This is a genomic window from Pontibacter pudoricolor (genome assembly GCF_010092985.1).
Classification (GTDB): Bacteria; Bacteroidota; Bacteroidia; order Cytophagales; family Hymenobacteraceae; genus Pontibacter; species Pontibacter pudoricolor.
Window position 1 is genome coordinate 3529567 of the sequence record NZ_CP048106.1, and the last position, 18227, is coordinate 3547793.

At 46.2% G+C, this 18227-nt stretch carries 18 protein-coding genes; 8 read left to right on the forward strand and 10 right to left on the reverse strand.

What is annotated here, in order from left to right; all coding sequences use genetic code 11:
- Positions 1–555 precede the first annotated feature (555 nt).
- The 3 genes from GSQ66_RS19080 to GSQ66_RS15290 all read right to left on the reverse strand — a co-directional run bounded on the left by GSQ66_RS19080 (position 556) and on the right by GSQ66_RS15290 (position 2454).
- A complete protein-coding gene (locus GSQ66_RS19080; RefSeq protein ID WP_162428258.1) occupies positions 556–1341 on the reverse strand; it encodes a TPM domain-containing protein in 786 nt (261 codons plus the stop codon).
- Between the two features lie 6 nt (positions 1342–1347).
- On the reverse strand, positions 1348–1785 hold the full coding sequence (locus GSQ66_RS15285) for a TPM domain-containing protein (RefSeq protein WP_162428259.1): 438 nt from the start codon (positions 1783–1785) through the stop codon (positions 1348–1350).
- A 90-nt stretch (positions 1786–1875) separates the two neighbouring features.
- Positions 1876–2454, reverse strand: a complete 579-nt coding sequence (locus tag GSQ66_RS15290) for a LemA family protein (RefSeq protein WP_162428260.1) — start codon at positions 2452–2454, stop codon at positions 1876–1878.
- Positions 2455–2644: 190 nt separating this feature from the next.
- On the opposite strand from GSQ66_RS15290, the gene GSQ66_RS15295 reads away from it, so the two are divergent.
- Complete coding sequence (locus GSQ66_RS15295) at positions 2645–3646, forward strand: sugar phosphate nucleotidyltransferase (protein WP_162428261.1); 1002 nt, start codon at positions 2645–2647, stop codon at positions 3644–3646.
- A gap of 226 nt (positions 3647–3872) precedes the next feature.
- Positions 3873–6071 (forward strand): prolyl oligopeptidase family serine peptidase, encoded by a 2199-nt coding sequence (locus GSQ66_RS15300; RefSeq protein WP_162428262.1) that lies wholly within the window; start codon positions 3873–3875, stop codon positions 6069–6071.
- Between the two features lie 353 nt (positions 6072–6424).
- On the opposite strand, the gene GSQ66_RS15305 is transcribed toward GSQ66_RS15300, so the two are convergent.
- Positions 6425–6955: an REP-associated tyrosine transposase gene (locus tag GSQ66_RS15305; RefSeq protein ID WP_162428263.1), complete on the reverse strand. Its 531-nt coding sequence runs from the start codon at positions 6953–6955 to the stop codon at positions 6425–6427.
- Between the two features lie 145 nt (positions 6956–7100).
- On the opposite strand from GSQ66_RS15305, the gene GSQ66_RS15310 reads away from it, so the two are divergent.
- Positions 7101–7841, forward strand: a complete 741-nt coding sequence (locus GSQ66_RS15310; protein WP_162428264.1) for an acyl-[acyl-carrier-protein] thioesterase — start codon at positions 7101–7103, stop codon at positions 7839–7841.
- A 150-nt stretch (positions 7842–7991) separates the two neighbouring features.
- A complete protein-coding gene (locus GSQ66_RS15315; protein WP_162428265.1) occupies positions 7992–8462 on the forward strand; it encodes a GNAT family N-acetyltransferase in 471 nt (156 codons plus the stop codon).
- A gap of 88 nt (positions 8463–8550) precedes the next feature.
- Here GSQ66_RS15315 and GSQ66_RS15320 read toward each other — a convergent pair whose 3' ends face one another.
- On the reverse strand, positions 8551–8877 hold the full coding sequence (locus GSQ66_RS15320; RefSeq protein ID WP_162428266.1) for a DUF4286 family protein: 327 nt from the start codon (positions 8875–8877) through the stop codon (positions 8551–8553).
- A 158-nt stretch (positions 8878–9035) separates the two neighbouring features.
- Here GSQ66_RS15320 and GSQ66_RS15325 point away from each other — a divergent pair, with 158 nt between their 5' ends.
- Positions 9036–9530, forward strand: coding sequence for a hypothetical protein (locus GSQ66_RS15325; protein ID WP_162428267.1), 495 nt, complete (start codon positions 9036–9038; stop codon positions 9528–9530).
- A gap of 3 nt (positions 9531–9533) precedes the next feature.
- On the opposite strand, the gene GSQ66_RS15330 is transcribed toward GSQ66_RS15325, so the two are convergent.
- Positions 9534–10058, reverse strand: coding sequence for a hypothetical protein (locus tag GSQ66_RS15330; protein WP_162428268.1), 525 nt, complete (start codon positions 10056–10058; stop codon positions 9534–9536).
- Between the two features lie 340 nt (positions 10059–10398).
- On the opposite strand from GSQ66_RS15330, the gene GSQ66_RS15335 reads away from it, so the two are divergent.
- Entirely contained in the window at positions 10399–11025 is a 627-nt protein-coding gene (locus tag GSQ66_RS15335; RefSeq protein WP_162428269.1) for a YdeI/OmpD-associated family protein, read from the forward strand.
- 73 nt (positions 11026–11098) lie between these two features.
- Here the strand turns inward: GSQ66_RS15335 and GSQ66_RS15340 are convergent, their stop codons facing one another.
- The 3 genes from GSQ66_RS15340 to GSQ66_RS15350 form a co-directional block, all read right to left on the reverse strand.
- Positions 11099–11641 (reverse strand): hypothetical protein, encoded by a 543-nt coding sequence (locus GSQ66_RS15340; RefSeq protein ID WP_162428270.1) that lies wholly within the window; start codon positions 11639–11641, stop codon positions 11099–11101.
- 64 nt (positions 11642–11705) lie between these two features.
- Positions 11706–14078 carry a TonB-dependent receptor gene (locus GSQ66_RS15345; protein ID WP_162428271.1) on the reverse strand — a complete coding sequence of 791 codons (2373 nt, stop codon included), beginning with the start codon at positions 14076–14078 and terminating at the stop codon, positions 11706–11708.
- A 151-nt stretch (positions 14079–14229) separates the two neighbouring features.
- Entirely contained in the window at positions 14230–14556 is a 327-nt protein-coding gene (locus tag GSQ66_RS15350) for a hypothetical protein (RefSeq protein WP_162428272.1), read from the reverse strand.
- Positions 14557–14805: 249 nt separating this feature from the next.
- Here GSQ66_RS15350 and htpG point away from each other — a divergent pair, with 249 nt between their 5' ends.
- A complete protein-coding gene (gene htpG, locus GSQ66_RS15355) occupies positions 14806–16629 on the forward strand; it encodes a molecular chaperone HtpG (RefSeq protein WP_162428273.1) in 1824 nt (607 codons plus the stop codon).
- 306 nt (positions 16630–16935) lie between these two features.
- Positions 16936–17847: a toxin-antitoxin system YwqK family antitoxin gene (locus GSQ66_RS15360; RefSeq protein WP_162428274.1), complete on the forward strand. Its 912-nt coding sequence runs from the start codon at positions 16936–16938 to the stop codon at positions 17845–17847.
- Here the strand turns inward: GSQ66_RS15360 and GSQ66_RS15365 are convergent.
- Complete coding sequence (locus tag GSQ66_RS15365; protein ID WP_162428275.1) at positions 17841–18203, reverse strand: YraN family protein; 363 nt, start codon at positions 18201–18203, stop codon at positions 17841–17843. The genes GSQ66_RS15360 and GSQ66_RS15365 overlap by 7 nt on opposite strands.
- Positions 18204–18227: the final 24 nt, after the last annotated feature.

Consider the following 18227-nt stretch of genomic DNA (forward strand, 5'->3'; position numbering starts at 1 on the left):
GGCCCCGTCTTGGGGGTAGGGGCCCTCGATAAGGGCATCGCGCTGCTGCTTTCTTGCTACCCTCGCTCTGCTCGGGTTGCCTGGCGGCACTGCAACAAATCAAAGGCGCTCAACCCAAAGACTGTGATCTTTCGATAGTTAAACTATAGTTGAGTAGCAAGTTATAGTAGCATCGCTTTATCGTGTTTGTAATTCCGTAGGGACAGGTCGCGACCTGTCCGATCTTGGTCTGTAACTATAGCTAATTCAGATTTTTCCTTTCGTCGAAATGACAGTTGGGCAGGTAGTAGCAGAAAGTCCCCCTTTGAAGAGGGCAGGGGGATGACAAACAGTAGCTATAAAACAAGAAACTAAACTATAGCAACAGCCGCAATTCCCCTCCCGGGAGGGGCAGGGGTGGGTTAAAACAGCAACTATAAAAACGATAACCTCAACTATAACAATAGCTGCGCATGCTGCCATGTCTGAACATGAAAATCCCGGGACAGACAAAAAAGGAGACAAAGCCTAAACCTCATCTCCTCATCTATAATCCTTAATTACCTTAGGGCTGCATTACCAACTGCTGCTGGCACCGCCACCGCCGAAGGAACCTCCCCCGAAGCCGCCAAAGCCGCCTCCGCCTCCGCCTCCGCCACCAAAAATACCACCTCCCGAACGGAAGGTGCCGAAGCCTCCTGGGATAATGATCGGTCCGCCGAATGTGCGGGAATACCCTCTGCCACCACGACCACCGCCACCGCCTTTACCAAACCTTGACAGGATGAACAGGAGCAGTAAAGCAATAATAATGATGAACATGATAGATGGCCCGCCTTCGCCTTCTGCGTTAGCTGATGGGTCTGCCTGGTATTCGCCGCTGGCTACACTGATAATAAATGAAGTGGCTTCATCTAGTCCCTTGTAAAACTCCCCTTGCTGAAAATTTGGTTTGAGTGTGTATTCCGTGATGCGTTTGGCTATAGCATCGGGTACCAGGTGTTCCATGCCGTAGCCCGTTTGTATGGCTACTTTGCGTTGCTCAATGGCTACCAGAATAACTATCCCATTATCGAACTTGGCAGAACCAACTCCCCAGCGCTCGCCGAGCTCAGCAGCATACTGGTTAGGGTCATAATCGCCGATAGATTTTATAGTAACGATGGCGATCTGCGTGGATGTCGTGTCGTTGTAGTTTACCAGTTTCTGTTCAAGCGCAGCTACTTCTTCCCGTGTCAGGATGCCGGCCATGTCATTAACCAGGCGCGGTGGGTTTGGCCGTGCCGGAAAGTCGCTGTCCTGGGCAAAAGCCAGCAGGCTGACACAGCAAAGGCACAGGAAAAGTATAATGTGTTTAAACATAGTTGGTTATAGTCCGAATGAGATATCGTCGCGTAGTTCGTTTACGTCTCCTTCTTTGTTATAAGGGAAATGCACTTTAAGCTGTTCGCCGGCCATTTTTATACCGTTGGCCAGTCCAAGAGCATACTTTTTCTGCTTAAAATGGCTGATCACTTCTTCTGTAATATCTTCCCAGAAATGGTCCGGAACTATGGCATTTATACCAGCATCGCCGAGTACAGCAAACTGATGATCTTTAATAGCAATATAGAAAAGTACGCCATTGCGTAGCTTGGTCAGGTGCATGTGCAGTTCTGCGAAAACTTCGGTGGCACGATCCAGCACATCGCCTGCGCAATGATTTTCTACGTGTACGCGTATCTCTCCGGAGGTATTCTGTTCTGCTTCCTGTATGGCAGCCAGTATCAGCTGCTCATCTTCAGGGGCTATAATATCTTTGGGCATAAGACTGATGGTTAAATTGTTGGATTGTCAAATTGTTAATTATAAAAAGTATAATAACAATTAAGCAATTCAACCATTAAACAATTGAAATTAGAACTGTACCGTTGGAGCTTTTTGTGCACCTGCGTCTGCCTCAAAGTAGCCTTTCTTCTCAAAGTCGAACCAGCCGGCTATGATGTTGCGCGGGAATGAACGGATGTAAGAATTATAGTCCTGCACGGTTTCGTTAAACTTGCGTCTTTCTACTGAGATGCGGTTTTCAGTGCCTTCTAACTGCGCCTGAAGCTCCAGGAAGTTTTGGTTAGCCTTTAATTCCGGGTATCGCTCCACGGAAACAAGCAAGCGGCTGAGTGCCCCCGAAAGCTCGCCCTGTGCCTGCTGGAAACGCTGGATATTCTCCGGAGTCAGGTTATCCGGGCTGATATTTACGCTGGTAGCCTTGGCGCGGGCTTCTATAACCTGTGTCAGGGTTTCCTGCTCAAAGTTGGCGGCTCCCTTAACTGTATTTACCAGGTTAGGTATGAGGTCGGAGCGGCGCTGATAAGCATTTTGCACGTTAGCCCAGGCAGCTTCTACCGTTTCGTCTTTCGCAACCATTTCGTTATAACCGCAAGACGACTGAGAAGCCAGTACAACAAATCCGATCAGGTAAAATAATATTCTTTTCATGAGTTTATGTTAGGTAGTAAGTATACGTTACAAATAAGTGCGTAAGGCGTTATCAGTACGAAATTACAGCACCATCGTTTAAAGTTAGCCTTTTTATATTAACTAAAAGCAATATTAAGCCTATGTGAACAGACGGGGTTTAGTTTAAGTTATTGCATAGATTTAATATATTGGCAGAAAAGTATAGTTTATGAAGGCAGTAATTCCGGTAGCAGGTATAGGTTCAAGGCTTCGGCCGCACACGCATACACAGCCTAAAGCGTTGCTGCCAGTTGCTGATAATACAATACTTGGGCACATCATTGATCGCCTCTTAGAAGCTGGTATTACAGACTTTGTGTTTATCATCGGTTACCTGGGCGAGAAAATCGAAAGTTATGTAAAGCAGAAGTACCCGCAGATACACGCCGAGTTTATAGTACAGGAGCCCCGCGAAGGACTGGGGCATGCTCTTTGGATTGCCCGCCATACGTACGAGAACGAACCGAATGTGCTGATCATGCTTGGCGATGCCATAGTAGATACCGACCTGCAACCTATTCTGGATGCGCCTTACTCGGTATTAGGTGTGAAGAAAGTAGCCATGCCATCGTTGTTCGGGGTTACAGAAGTAGGAATGGATGAATTTGTGACTAAACTGGTAGAGAAGCCGAAGATCCCAAAATCAAACTTTGCACTGGTAGGGCTTTATAAAATTGCCAACCCTAAAAAGCTGATAGAGTCGCTGGAGTATATTATTAACGAAGACCAGCGCACCCTGGGCGAATATCACCTGACCGATGCCCTGATGCACATGATAAAGTCGGGGGAGAAAATGGTGAAGTGGAATGTTGAACAGTGGTTTGACTGTGGCCGGAAAGATACGCTGTTAGAAGCCAACGCGCTGCTTTTAAATCGCCCGCACCTGCGCCATATCAACTATAGCCAGCAATTTCCGGGCAGCATTATCATTCCGCCTGTAACCATAGGCGCTGAGTGTACAATTGTAAACTCTGTGATCGGGCCCAATGTAGCCATCGGCGAGAATACCACTATTACCAATACTATCCTTAGCAATTCTATTATCGGGTCATTTTCGGAACTGCGCTTTGCCGTCATGCACGATTCTATTATCGGTTCTGATGCCACTTTTAAAGGCTTAAGCCATAGTTTAAATATCGGCGATAGCACCGAGATCAATTTTGGCCAGTAAAAGTATAGTTTTCCTCTAATGGCGCGAGCCTCCGGCCCCTTTACAAATTTTATAGCCTGATGACATCATCTGGTTTTCAAAGGTGTAGCAATGGGCGGAACAGCCAACCATAGTTCGTCACAAGCCCGGAGGTTCGCGCCATACAATTCTGACTATAGCCCTTTTCAGGATAATTACTTATCTTAGCTTTTCCCGTAATACAACCTAAACTCAGACGGAAAACATTATGAAAAAAACCACTGTTCTACTGCTGGCTGGCGGCCTCACGGCTATGGCAGCATGTAAATCAACACAATCCGAAACTACAAGTGTGAATACCGAAACTACTACTGAAGCCGCAGTTGCATCGGCTGAAACCAATTTAGATTACCCTGATACCAAAAAAGTAGACCACGTTGATAATTACCATGGTAAGCAGGTCGCTGATCCATACCGCTGGCTCGAAACACATACCGACGAAGTAGACCAGTGGATAAAAGCGCAGAACGAAGTAACGCAGGAATACCTGGGCGACATCGACTTCCGCGACAACATTAAAGCACGCCTGACTGAGATCTGGAATTACCCTAAGTATGGTGCTCCGTTTAAAGAAGGCGGTAAATATTATTTCTATAAGAACGACGGTCTGCAGAACCAGAGCGTGCTTTATGTACAGGAAACCCTGGAATCTGAACCAAAAGTATTCTTCGACCCGAACAAGCTATCTTCTGACGGAACAGTAGCGCTTTCCGCGTTCACCTTCTCTAAAGATGGCAATCATGTGGCGGTTGGTACCTCAAGCGGCGGTTCTGACTGGAACACGTACCAGGTAATGGATGTGGCGACCGGTAAGATGCTGGATGATAAACTGGAGTGGGTAAAATTCTCTGGCCCAAGCTGGTACAAGGATGGTTTCTTCTATAGCCGTTACGATGCCCCGACCGAAGGCAACAAGCTGGCCAATAAGAACGAATTTCATAAAGTATACTACCACAAAATTGGCACACCGCAAAGCCAGGACAAACTAGTTTACGAAGACAAAGCACATGCCCTTCGCAACTTCTACGGCCAGACCACAGACGATGAGCGCTTCCTGATCCTGAATGCATCGGAAGGTGCCAGCGGAGCAAACGCACTTTACTATAAAGACCTGGCTGACCCGAAATCAACTATAAAACCTATAGTTGACAACTTCGAGAGTGAGTATAATGTGGTAGATAATTTCGGTGACAAGCTGCTGGTGATGACCAATAAGAATGCACCACGATACCGCCTGGTAATGATCGATCCGAAGAAGCCGCAGGAAGCCAACTGGAAAACTATAGTTCCGGAGTCTGCTAACGTAATGCAGAGCGTGTCTACAGTTGGTGGTCGTATTATTGCCAGCTACATGAAAGATGCTACCAGCCAGGTAGTGGTTTACGATCAGAATGGTAAGCAACTAAATACGGTAGAGTTACCAACGTTAGGTACTGTTAGCGGCTTCGGTGGCGACCAGAAAGATAAAGAGACATTCTTCACGTTCACATCCTTTACTTACCCGCCAACTATTTACCGTTACGACGTTGCTAACAACAAAGTAAGCCTGTTCCGCAAAACCGAAGTAAACGTAGATACCGATGCCTTTGAAACGAAGCAGGTGTTCTATACTTCGAAAGACGGTACCAAAGTGCCAATGTTTATTGTGCACAAGAAAGGCCTGAAACTGGATGGCACCAACCCGACTTACCTGTACGCTTACGGAGGCTTTAATATCTCGATGACGCCAAGCTTCAGCATTGCTAACATGCTTTGGTTAGAGAATGGTGGTGTGTATGCTATGCCTAACCTGCGTGGTGGTGGCGAGTATGGCGAAGACTGGCACAAAGCCGGCATGACGCCCAACAAACAAAACGTATTCGATGATTTTATTGGTGCTGCCGAGTACCTGATCAACCAGAAATATACTTCATCTGAAAGACTGGCCGTGGCTGGTGGTTCTAACGGTGGTTTGCTGGTTGGTGCCTTCATGACACAGCGCCCTGAGCTGGCTAAAGTTGCCCTGCCTGCGGTAGGTGTAATGGATATGCTGCGTTTCCATAAATTTACCATTGGTTGGGCATGGGTACCGGAATACGGCTCTTCGGATGATGCTGCACAGTTCGAGAACCTGTACAAATTCTCCCCGCTGCACAACATTAAAGAAGGCGTAAAATACCCTGCTACTTTAGTTAAAACAGCAGACCACGACGACCGCGTAGTACCTGCTCACTCGTTCAAGTTCATCTCTGAGCTGCAGGCAAAAGGTGCTCCGGGTAATCCGTACTTGATCAGAGTAGATGTGCGTGCAGGCCACGGTGCCGGTAAACCAACATCGCTGGTTATCCAGGAGTATGCCGATACCTATGCATTCATCTACAAAAACATGGGCGTAAATCCTTACGAAGGCGAAGCTCAGAACAAATAACACAAGTATAGATCTGCCATTTATACTTCAGCCGCGCTGCCTGCATCAGGTAGCGCGGCTTTTTTTGTAAATGACGCATGCTTTAGTCCCGGAGGGAACTATAGTTAAGATATGCCGCAAGTTTGAGCGGAGCGGTAACTTGTGGCTACCTATGGTGCCAGTTTGTAACTGGCTTTCAGCGGCAGCAGAAAAAATATGGCTATCAACTATAGTTGCTGCTATTGTTTTGCTTTTTCAAAGCAACGCCAGTTGCAAACTGGCGGCCAAGTAAAACCACAAGTTACCGCTCCGCCTTTGCCCTCGCTCGCGTCCCGCGAGTGTGAGCTACCAGCGGACTCTGGCCGCGTCAAATTTTATATTTCGGAAACTTTTAGAGAACTATCTGCACAAGCACTACTATAAATATAATGTTCCGGTTCAATTACTATGCCTGCCCGAACCGGATTCAGATGAATGTATTCAACCTTCTGATCAATGACTTCATTTGTATGTAGCAAAGTTGGGTGATTGGTATAGTCCCATACATGATAAGAACTATACTGCTTGTTGCTCTGAGCAAAATGCTCAAAAACATTTAGCAGCCAATCTTTTCTGCTTTCCTGAGGATTATTCTCAATTGCTCCGATAATCTTTTTAGCTGTATAGCTTTTAAATCTGCCAAGCAATTCTGTTAACTCTCCATCCTGCCATCTTACAATAAGGTGCAGGTGATTCGTCATGATAACATAAACGAAAACTTTTAGATTAAACTTTTCCTGACAGTATTTCAAATTCTCAATCAGGATATCTTTGTACTCTTTTCTGGAAAAGACATCAACCCAACCTGCTACAGTAAGCGTTACAAAGTATAACTCACCAGGCGCTGTATTGCGGTATTCGCTCATTGTTACTAGATTGTTTAGAACAAATTACGAAGGAAACATAAACGCGGCCAGAGTCCGCTGGTAGCTCACACTCGCGGGACGCGAGCGAGGGCAAACAATGAACCATAATTCCATACTTACTTTATACACAGATAACCTAACAACTATGAAAGCATACCCCGGCAAAAGCAGTTTTATAGTTCGCTCCAGCGAGATAGATTACCATGGCAACGCTACTATACCGGCACTGGTAAGTTACATGCAGGAAGCCGCCTGGGAAAATACCCGAGACTTAAGAATCTCGATGTATGATCTGCTGGAACGTGGCCTGACGTGGGTCTTGCAACGCATGCGCGTGGAAATGTTCCGTTATCCTAAGCATGGCGAAACTATAGTTGTGGAAACCTGGGCCTCAGGTCGTGAGCGTGTTTTCCTGCACCGCGATTTCAGAATCTATAGTTTGGATAATGAGCTGCTGGGGCAGGCGACCAGTGTGTGGCTGGTAATGGATGTGGTAAAACGCCAGCTGGTGTCTGTGCCCGATTTTATAACGGGAATAGAAGTTGAGCCTAACCAGGAGCCACTGCCTTTTGCCAAAGGCAAACTACCGCAACTACAGGAAACGCAGTACACGCAGCAAATGCCCGTGCGCTGGCACGACATCGACCTGAACCGCCACGTTACCAACACCCGCTACCTGCAATGGATACTGGATACGCTGCCAACCGAAATTCTGGAAAAACAACTGCGCGAAGTAGACATCATTTACAAAGCGGAAAGTATATTGGGCGATACAGTTGTATCAGAAGCTGGCAAAGGTGAAACAGAAACTATACTTTTGCATAAACTTACGAGCATGGAGACAGGCAAAGAACTGGTGCAAGCGAGGACAGAATGGAGTAGTTAGTGAGTTTAGGAGTTAGAAAGTTAGAAAGTTAAAAAGTTAAGGAAATGTAAAGGGGCAATATTCTGCATCTTGTCTGCTACTAAGCTTCAAATCCTGCTAATCCATTAATCCTGAAAATCCTGATTCAGACAAACAGCAATCAATAATTACATGATAGACATTAGAAAAGGTACGATAGATGATTTGCCTCAGGTTCTGCAGCTAATACAGGAGCTGGCAGAATACGAGAAAGCGCCCAACGAAGTAACAAACACGCTGGAAGATATGCAGCGCGATGGTTTCGGTGAGCGCCCGATTTTTGAGTTTTTTGTAGCAGAAGACCAGGAAGCTATAGTTGGCATAGCGCTATATTATACTGCCTACTCAACCTGGAAAGGCAGAACTATTTACCTGGAAGACTTAGTAGTTACAGAACGCCTGCGCCGTGGCGGTATCGGTAAAAAGCTGTTTGATGTTGTTGCCGAGGAAGCGAAGCGTTTAGGAGCAAAACGTTTCAGATGGCAGGTGCTGGAGTGGAACGAGCCGGCGATTGCTTTCTATAAAAAGATTGGTGCTGACCTGGATGGCGAGTGGATGAACTGTACCATGACCGAGCAGCAGATACAGGACTACAAAGCCTGAACAGAACTATAGTTTAAACAAAAGCCTTTAGCACTAACTATAAAGTGTGCTAAAGGCTTTTGTTTTTATAATGCAGCCCGGGCTGTTGTTAGTCTTTACGCTCTACGTTTACGCCAACTATTTCCAGCATCGTCCTGAAGGAAGCGTATCGGCCGGCATAACGCTCGTTAACTTTTTGCTGTAAGGCCGGAGAGTGGTCGCGCTGGTATTTCTGCAGGTCTTCTAGGCTGCGGCAGGTATATTGCACCGCGTAGGTAGTTCCACCTGTATCTTCATCCTCCATAACCCGGCAGATCTGGTTTGCCATAAAATAGCCAGTGCCCATCACTTCCGGAATATGTACTTCTTTCATCCACTGCAGCCACTCATCGGCCACGGTATTATCTATGCTTACTGTTACGTTGTATAAGATCATGCTCAAAATTACAAAATAGCTGCTGCTTTACAGAAACATACGATTAAAATTGCGCAATTGCCTATAAGTCGCAAACTATAGCGATGGGTTGCAGGCTTCATTCTCATCTACTAAATCGTACTGCTCTCGTATAAATCATATTAAAAATTAGTTTAAGTATGAAATGTGTTTTTGTCTCTTGTCTCCTGAGTGCTGGTCTGTGCTTGGGGCTGTTGCAGGTTGCCGCTGCTGTGCCTTTTTCGGGAACTATAACTATAGCCGCGCTGGATGTGCACCCTACCGAAGCCAAATATGACAAGCTGATGGAAAAGTATGCCAATGGCCTGAAAGCTGCTTTTGCCGAGAAAGATGATAAAAAGACCATTGCGATGGTAAATAAGTTAAACAATGACCTGGTAACGGAACTTGAAAAGATAAAACCTGAACTGGAACGATGGATAAAAGGCATGACAGAAGCAGACAAGGAAGCATTCGAACAAAGGGCTGGAAGCAAGCCTTACCTTAAAACCATCTTCGAGATCATGTTTGACCCGGAAATAGGGAAACGCGTAGAAAAAAATCCGGAACTGAAGGCCGCCATGGATGCCGGAAACAAACGGGTGGAATCACTGGGTTTTGAAGATGAAGAGTCGCAGGAAGAAGACTATAGGTAGCATTTACTCACAGATCCAGTTGCCGGCACCTTTATCATAAATAGCTTCGGGTAAGGTACGCTGGTAAGCTACAATTATAGGCGCATCTCCCGAGGTGGGCTGTAATTGCATAGGTCCTTCCTGTAGCTGCAAAAATACCCTGCCATTCTTATCGTCTATCGCTTTTAATGTGCCGTAGTTATTGCGGAGCTTATAGCTGTTGTATGTGCTTAAGCCGGTGGCTGTAAGTTCTTTAACTGTAAACTGTCTGTGCTCCTTTTTGGTTTTAGGGTTGTTGCCGGCAGGTATACACTCTATTTTTCCTCCTATCCAGAGATTCTCTCCCAGGCACTCCGATGTTTCCACAATCAGGTCGAAGTAAGCTTCGTTGGTAGGTACGGTTAAGGCTGCAACGGTAACAGGTGTCTGTACTTCGGGCGGGGCTATAGTTGCGGGCGGCTGCTTTTCGGGCTGCGATGTATAGAGCACAACAGCCAGCAAAGTTAACGAAGATATGTCCGCAATTCGGGATGTAAACGGTATCTTCATAAGCAAGTAAAGTTATAACCGGAACTATAAATTTATACTCGTAATTTTCTGAATTAGTTGTACTGATAACATGCTTTTAAGGGAAAGTATGCGGGTGCAATCCGCTAAGTATCAGTAGTGTTGCGCGGTTCGTTTTTGTAGTATAACTTCAGGGAGTTTGCTGAGATTATAGCCGGGGCAGTTGCTTGAAATTAATGGATGCAACCAGGCTTAGAGTCCAGATTTATAGTAACAGTCAGTTGCGTGTAAACAACAGCTATAGTTTATAAGCCGGTTATATGGTTTTTGCTGATTTTGCACTAGCTTACGGCATCAATTAAAACCAACTATAGATTTACGTATGCCCTCTGTTTGCCAGAAACTCCAGCTTAAAGCACCTTATAGTTTGCTGCTCCTGAATGCTCCTGATCATTTAAAAGGCGGGTTTGAGCAGGAAGGCGGAAAGGTAACGGCAGCATCTGCTACAAATGCTGAGCGTCAGTTTGATGTGGTGCAGCTGTTTGTTACCACAAAAGCAGAACTGGATACGTTAGCACCGCAGGCCGTTACGGCATTAAAGCCCGGTGGCATGCTGTGGATTGCCTACCCTAAAAAATCATCAGGCATAAAATCAGACCTTACCCGCGACCAGGGCTGGGCAACTATAAAAGAGCTGGGCTACGAAGGCGTGCGCCAGATTGCGGTTGATGAAACATGGTCGTCGCTTCGGTTCAGGCATGCAGCGGAGCGCACTGTGCCATCTAAAATGGGTGTGGATTACCCGGGAATAGACAGGCTAACTAAAACAGTAACAATACCAGATGACTTGCAGCAAGCACTGGAACAGGCTAATGTGCAGGAGCAGTTCGAGAACTTATCGTTTACAGACAGAAAGGAACATGTAATTGCTGTGCTGGAAGCCAGACGTACGGCAACACGACAGGCACGTATCAGCAAAATTGTGGCAAAGCTCCAGGCAAAGGTCTAACTATAAAACAACTATGGCTTAAAACAGAAAAGGCGCCCATTAAGAGCGCCTTTTCTGTTTATCTGTAAGTTTATTATGGCTGAACAACTACATTAAACTTAGCATCAACGTCGGTCTCGCCAGCTGTAACGCTGCCTTTAGTGCCAGGCTGGTGCTTTAATACTACATTAAGTGTACCTGTGCCGGCATTACCGGTAACTATAGTTGATGTTAAACCTAACGGACGGTTCTGGCTGTCTTTATCGGTTATAGTTACGGTCATCAGGCTTGATGGGGTTGCGGTGTAATATACCTGATGGTCGTTAGCCTCAGCAATGATCTCGCTGTTAAGGCTTGTTGTTTTATTTAAGATAGTAAGCGTTGCATTATATGTTACACCCGCCTTAAGCGTCATTTGAGGTACTGTAGGAGCATTACCGCCCGGGCCGTCAAGATCTTCATAAGATGCAGTAACTGTGCTACCCACTTTGCCTTGAGGCTCTAAAGTAAGTGTTGCAGTTGTGATAGTTTCGCGATCAACTACCGGTGCAGGATCGTCGTCGCCGCCACAGCTGGTTGTTGTAATCAGGGAACCCATTAGTAATACGGCAAGGTATGGTCTCAAAAGCTTCTTCATAAATGATACTTTACGTTAGGATGATATACTATTTAGGTGATTAAATCTGGTGATACTGACTATTTTATGATCTTGTTTTAAAAAGTAGCGGTAAGTTAACACGAATCAGCAACATTCGGGCAGTTTCTGCAGCAAAAAAACGTAATCTATTTTGATAATCCCGATAAACTGTGTTTAACAAATTGTTACCAGATACACTTAGCTCAACCGGCTGCCTGCCAAGCTGTAAGGTTGTGCCCGCCTCGGCCTGTAACAGAAGGTAGCTTTCCGGCGCATCCATATATGGATCTGTCTGCTTGTCGGAGCGGTTTTGCCTGGCAACTGCTAAGCCTCCGAGAGCTACAAAACTATCCGAAAAATTGCCTTTCCCCAGCTCTCCCAGTTCATACTGCAGCTCTGCATTCAGGCGGTCAGCCGGGATGTTGGGCAGGTACTGCTCCTCTTCAAAGTTATAAGCCCGCACTATAGTTGCCTTTGTGTCCAACGTAAGCTTGTCGGTAAACGCATACGACAGGTTCAGGTCTGCGCCATAAAACCGCGAATCAGCCTGCTTATAATAATAAGAAAGATAAGAGCCTCTTATATCCAGCACCGGTACGGTGTCGGGTTGCAGGTAAATAAAGTTGGAGATGGTGTTATAAAAGAAGCTGATGCCGCCGTTCAGCTTTGGGTTGGTATGGTAATTTATAGTTGCACTCACATTTACGGCATGTTCAGAAACCATATCCGGGTTACCTTTTTCGTAAGATGCCGTACCGTGGTGGATGCCATCGGCAAATAATTCGTTCGCATGCGGGGCACGGGATGCATAGCTTAAGTTGGCTCCAAAAGTGAAGTGGTAACCGGCATCAACCAAAGCACCTGCACTTCCCGACAGGTTATGGAAACTATAAGAGGGTTGTTGCAGGTTGTTTTCGCGGTCGCGCCTTTTTACATCCATATTCTTATAGTCGTAGCGCAGGCCGGCTTCGAGCTGTACGTTATCTCTGCGCCATTTTTCTTCTGCAAAAGCGCCAGCCGTAAAGCTCCGGTAAAACGGCACAAACATGCGTCCTTCATAGGTATTGTCCTGCCAGAGCGTACTCACGCCCATGCTCCCCGAAATAGCCGATGGTAGCTCATGCTCCCATACCAGTTCGGTGGTATGTGTCATCAGATCGAGATGCAGCTCAGGAGCATTGGGGTTTATTTTAGAAGCATCTTTGTCGTATTCGTCGCGGATGTTCTGCTGAAAAGCATAGGTGAAAAGCAGCTTCCCTAAGTCGCCGGTGGTATGGTAGCCTTTTAGTTTTAGTAGCTGGTGGCTCACATCCTGGTAAGGCCTGGCTATAGTATAACTAAACTCACCGGTCTGTTCAGGTCTTCCGCGGTCAATGGCCTGCAGCAGGTCTGTTGTGTTACCAATATGTGCCGATGACAGTAAACCGATCCTGGTATGGAATAAACTATAGTACGCTTCGGCGCCATAGTTCTCTTTGTTATAGCCCAGTGTGGCGGCAAGGTTCTGTTCTTCGAAACCGGTGTTCTTCAGGTTATAGTCCGGTGTGTGAGAGTCGCCAGCCTTTTTCAGGGAACTGTGTAATCGCCAGCTGATCGGTTGTTGTTTTAAGCGACCTTGCAGCAAACCGGCTATCGTTCCCATCCTGCCATTGGTGTTGCCAATCAGGCCTATGTTGCCGCTTATGCCGGCAGAGTCGGGCATCGGGCTTGGGTTTACTAGTATAGTTCCGGCAATGGCATCAGATCCGTAACGCACACCAGCAGCACCTTTCACTACTTTCAGTTCCGTAGCAGCAAGGGCATCAATTTCAGGAGCATGCTCATCACCCCACTGTTGCGCCTCATGCCGAACGCCATTGTTTAAGATAAGCACCCTGCTGCCCGACATGCCATGTATAACAGGCTTGGATACATTTGGCCCGGTCTGGAGTGAGCTTACTCCCGGTAATTTCTCCAGCGATTCTCCCAAAGATAAACCCCGGGTTTGTTTCAGTTCGCGGCCGGATAATACCTCCGTTGCCTGAGATTCGCTGAGCAAACGGGTACTTACTACCTCAACGGAGCGAAGCATGGCCGCATCGGAGTGTAGTTGCAGATCCCTTACAGAGGAAGTTGTAATCCTGAAACTATAAGACTCGGTTGTATAGCCAATAAAACTGACCTTTAACGTATAGGTACCCTGACAAACATGGTGGAAATGATAATTACCATAGGCATCAGCTATGGCAGCACGGTCCAGTTGAGGAATATAGATAGTTGCACCGGGCAGCACGGTACGGGTGTCGTGGTCCAGCACTTTACCCGAAATAGTAAGGCCGCAATCCTGCACGGTGCCGGCGGTGCCTACGTGTGGCAGCATGCTTTGCGCCGCTACAGGTATTACAGTCAGGAGCAGCGGAAGCAAAAGCAGCTTCCGTAAAATTTTATCTTTAAGCACGATAATCAATTAAAAGAGAACAACAGCTGAAATGCAGCTATGACAGGCTTAAAAGCAACTATAGTAGTTAACTATAACTGTAAAGCTACCATCATTAAACTATACTATGCCGGACGGTTACAGTGTCGTAAGTCCGGGCTTTTGTGAAAAGTCAGGCTACAGGAGGAGGGCCCCGTAAATAAAGAGATTGGCTGTTGCTAAGTTGCCAGTTGTAAAAGTAGTAGCTGGCATAAACGGTCTGGTGTTGTGCCGGCGTTAAGTCTATAGTTGTTATGGTGCCCTGGAACGGGACATCAAAAATATCTTCTACGGGGCAATGTTTGTGCTTCTGGCCAACCTGTGCCTTATGGCTGTCGGTGTAGTCGGCATGTACGGTGTGTGTATGCGGGTGCAGTTCCAGCAAAAGCGCATCAGGCACCATGGCTCTGGTAAAGAGCAGGAGCAGCAGAATGGCGATATAGCTGGTAAATCGATACACTTGATTCAGTTGGGCTTTTACAAATATAGCAACATCCGGTACATTGTTATGTTTATCGGTCCGCTTTTGACTGACTTGCAGCTATAAGGTTTAATCTGTCAGAAATAACACAACTATAACGTGCTTTTATACTTAAATGGTCTGTTCGCTGACAACTTGTCGCAGTTTGGGTGGTATAGCTTTAATGGAACACCTTTTGAAAGCGGAACCGCAGAAGCAAATTAAATAACGATATAGCAAACTATAAACATGGAAGAAAGAGGTAGTATTTCGATCCACACCGAGAACATTTTCCCGATTATCAAGAAGTTCCTGTACTCTGATCACGAGATTTTCCTGAGAGAATTGGTAAGTAACGCCGTTGATGCCACGCAGAAGATAAAAAGATTGGCAGCTATCGGCGAGTACAAAGGCGACCTTGGCGAACCTAAAGTAACAGTAACGGTTAATAAAGATGCCCGCACAATAACTATAGCTGACCAGGGTATCGGTATGACGGCCGAAGAGATCAAAAAATACATCAACCAGATCGCTTTCTCAGGTGCCGAAGAGTTTGTAGAGCGTTTTAAAGAGGCCGGTGACAGAAGCCAGATCATTGGTCAGTTCGGTCTTGGGTTCTACTCTGCATTTATGGTAGCCGACCGCGTGGAGATCATTACGAAATCTTACCAGGAGGGCACGGAAGCTGCGCGCTGGTCCTGCGATGGTAGCACCGAGTTTGCCATTACAGATGCTGAGAAAGAAACCCGCGGAACGAATGTGATCCTTCATATAGCATCAGATTCAGAAGAGTTTTTAGAGACTGCCCGCATCAAAACGATCCTTGATAAGTATTGCAAGTTCCTGCCAGTTCCTGTAGAGTTTGAAGGTGAAGTTATAAACAACCCGAACCCGATCTGGACAAAGCAGCCATCTGAACTGACCGACGAAGACTATAAGAACTTCTACAAAGAACTATACCCGTTCTCGGAAGCGCCGCTTTTCTGGATCCATCTGAACGTAGACTATCCGTTTAACCTGACAGGTATCCTCTACTTCCCTAAGATCAAAAACGACTTTGAGCTGCAGCGCAACAAAATACAGCTGTACTCGCGCCAGGTATTTATTACCGATGAGGTAAAAGATGTGGTGCCTGAGTTCCTGATGCTGCTGCACGGTGTTATCGACTCGCCTGACATTCCTCTGAACGTAAGCCGCTCGTTCCTGCAGGCCGACTCCAGCGTGAAGAAGATCAACACTTATATAACTAAAAAAGTAGCTGATAAACTGGCTGAGATCTTTAAGAAAGACCGCGAGACATTTGAGAAGAACTGGAACGACATCAATGTATTTGTAAAATACGGCATGCTGAGCGATGACAAGTTCTATGAAAAAGCGAAGGACTTTGTGTTGCTGGAGAGCATCGATAACAAATACTATACGATAGAAGAATACAAGGCACTTACGCAGGCTAACCAGACCGATAAGAACGGAAACTTAGTATTGCTTTACACAACAGATGCCGACAAACAGCACGCCTTTATCGAAGCCGCCCAGAACCGCAGCTACGATGTACTGAAGCTTGACTCGCTTATCGACAGCCACTTTATTGGTATGCTGGAGCAGAAACTGGAGAAAACTACCCTGAAGCGCGTTGATTCCGACACAACTGACAAGCTGATCGAGAAAGACGAAACCAAGGAAAGCGTACTGAACGATAAAGAAAAAGAATCGCTGAAAGGCATTTACGAAACCGCTATCGACAACAAGAATATGACGGTGGAAGTGGCTGCCATGTCGCCGGACGATGCGCCACTGGTAATTACACTGCCTGAGTTTATGCGCCGTATGAAAGATATGAGCAAAGCCGGTGGTGGCGGTATGATGTTTATGGGCGATATGCCGGATATGTATAATGTAACTATAAACGCCAACCACAGCCTGAACCAGCGCATCCTGAATGCTAAGGAAGATAATAAAGCTCGCATTGCCCGCCAGGCTTTCGACCTTGCCTTGTTGTCTCAGAACATGCTTTCAGGTGCAGCCCTAACCAGCTTCGTAAAACGCAGCTTCGAGCTGATTGACAAAGAGTAGTGAACGATTAGTATTATACCTACAGTTTAAGGGCGGCGCCAATGGTGCCGCCTTTTTGATTTTCATGAAACTTACAGGCCACAGCTATAGTTATAGGCGAGTTGGCAGATATATGATTTATCCGCATCTTTACGTTACACTTTTAAGATTACATTGCTGGATTGCTAAATGATGGTTAACTGCTCGATTGGAGATTAAGAGAAATTTTAAATCCTGTTAATCTCTAAATCCTGAAAATCCTGATTCAGACAATAAGCAATCAACCATTAAACAAGCAGCAATTAAACAGTCGCTCATATAATATTGATGGCAAAGCACTCTCCCCGTTTGGTTTATAGTTTGGTAACTGCGCTGTTTTTACTGATGCTGGCAGGCTGTGGTGAGCCCAAGTGGAACAGCGACTATAACCTGAGCCAGGCCATGCAGAAGAGCAGCAATAAATCAGATTCTTCTGCTCTTGCTTCTGCCGATACCACACAACCTGATATTTCGACTTCGCTGGTAAAAGATGAGGTGGAGAAGAAAGAGAAAAAGAAGAAAAAGCGAAGCCGTTATTTCCTGGGCCATAAAGTAAAACGAGGTTACACCCGCACCGGTCGCGACGAGCGCGAAACACTGGAGCTGTTCAGTTACCTGCCAGACTATAAAGAGCCCCGCGAATATGCCCAGGAAAAGTTTGTGTATGATGTAAAGCGCAAAAAAATAGGCAAAGTACGCGGTGAAATTGATCCTGAAAAGTACAAGCTGCTGCATGGGCCTTACAAAAAAACGTATGGCGATGTGGTGATCGAAGAGGGCTTCTTTTACATTGGTACCAAACACCTGCGCTGGGAGAAATATAAACGCGACGGCACCCTGGCCGACAAAACACACTATGACCAGGGCTTTTTAAGAGACGCTGTTATTACATACTATGGCGGCAACACAGATAAAATAAAGGAGATCATTCCGTACGCTTACGGCGAAGTACAGGGTACCTACTATAAGTTTTACGAAAACGGTCAGTTAGAATGGACGGGCAACTATGACAAAGGCCGCAAAATAGGCAAATGGATAAAGCACTACGACTTTAAGAACCGCCGCCATTACGAGTTCCAGTACCCTGAGACAGCCTACGAGCCACAGACAAAGCCGGAATTAGTTAGGGAATACGATCGCCACGGCACCCTCATTTTCGAAAAAGGCAAAATAGATAAGCGCTCGGCACAGCGTCAGTGAAACGCGTCTTCGAAATGAACTATAGCCGGTGGTGTAGTTAAAGTCACCGAGATAATATCAAACCGGACATCCTGCTGCCAGCCTGTGGCAACTATAAATTCTTCTGCTGCATTTACCAGCAACTTCTCTTTCCTGCTGCCAACCGCTTCCTCCGGGAAGCCGAACAGATCGGTGGTTCGGGTCTTAACCTCTATAAACACCAGCAATCCATCTTTCCGGGCAATTATGTCTATCTCGGCACGTTTAAACCTATAGTTTTTTTCGAGTATAGTATAGCCTTGCTCCTGCAGGTATAGTTGCGCCATACTTTCGCCTAGCTGGCCCGTCCGGATGTGGTTGTTTATTGGTGAAGCCATGTAAAACTTGTAATTTGCAGCAGG

Coding starts and splice junctions, on each gene's coding strand:
- GSQ66_RS15290 (WP_162428260.1), bottom strand. CDS start 2,454: ATGAAAAGAATATTATTTTACCTGATCGGATTTGTTGTACTGGCTTCT.
- GSQ66_RS15295 (WP_162428261.1), top strand. CDS start 2,645: ATGAAGGCAGTAATTCCGGTAGCAGGTATAGGTTCAAGGCTTCGGCCG.
- GSQ66_RS15325 (WP_162428267.1), top strand. CDS start 9,036: ATGAAATGTGTTTTTGTCTCTTGTCTCCTGAGTGCTGGTCTGTGCTTG.
- GSQ66_RS15330 (WP_162428268.1), bottom strand. CDS start 10,058: ATGAAGATACCGTTTACATCCCGAATTGCGGACATATCTTCGTTAACT.
- GSQ66_RS15335 (WP_162428269.1), top strand. CDS start 10,399: ATGCCCTCTGTTTGCCAGAAACTCCAGCTTAAAGCACCTTATAGTTTG.
- GSQ66_RS15315 (WP_162428265.1), top strand. CDS start 7,992: ATGATAGACATTAGAAAAGGTACGATAGATGATTTGCCTCAGGTTCTG.
- htpG (WP_162428273.1), top strand. CDS start 14,806: ATGGAAGAAAGAGGTAGTATTTCGATCCACACCGAGAACATTTTCCCG.
- GSQ66_RS15305 (WP_162428263.1), bottom strand. CDS start 6,955: ATGAGCGAATACCGCAATACAGCGCCTGGTGAGTTATACTTTGTAACG.
- GSQ66_RS15300 (WP_162428262.1), top strand. CDS start 3,873: ATGAAAAAAACCACTGTTCTACTGCTGGCTGGCGGCCTCACGGCTATG.
- GSQ66_RS15310 (WP_162428264.1), top strand. CDS start 7,101: ATGAAAGCATACCCCGGCAAAAGCAGTTTTATAGTTCGCTCCAGCGAG.
- GSQ66_RS15320 (WP_162428266.1), bottom strand. CDS start 8,877: ATGATCTTATACAACGTAACAGTAAGCATAGATAATACCGTGGCCGAT.
- GSQ66_RS15365 (WP_162428275.1), bottom strand. CDS start 18,203: ATGGCTTCACCAATAAACAACCACATCCGGACGGGCCAGCTAGGCGAA.
- GSQ66_RS19080 (WP_162428258.1), bottom strand. CDS start 1,341: ATGTTTAAACACATTATACTTTTCCTGTGCCTTTGCTGTGTCAGCCTG.
- GSQ66_RS15360 (WP_162428274.1), top strand. CDS start 16,936: ATGGCAAAGCACTCTCCCCGTTTGGTTTATAGTTTGGTAACTGCGCTG.
- GSQ66_RS15340 (WP_162428270.1), bottom strand. CDS start 11,641: ATGAAGAAGCTTTTGAGACCATACCTTGCCGTATTACTAATGGGTTCC.
- GSQ66_RS15285 (WP_162428259.1), bottom strand. CDS start 1,785: ATGCCCAAAGATATTATAGCCCCTGAAGATGAGCAGCTGATACTGGCT.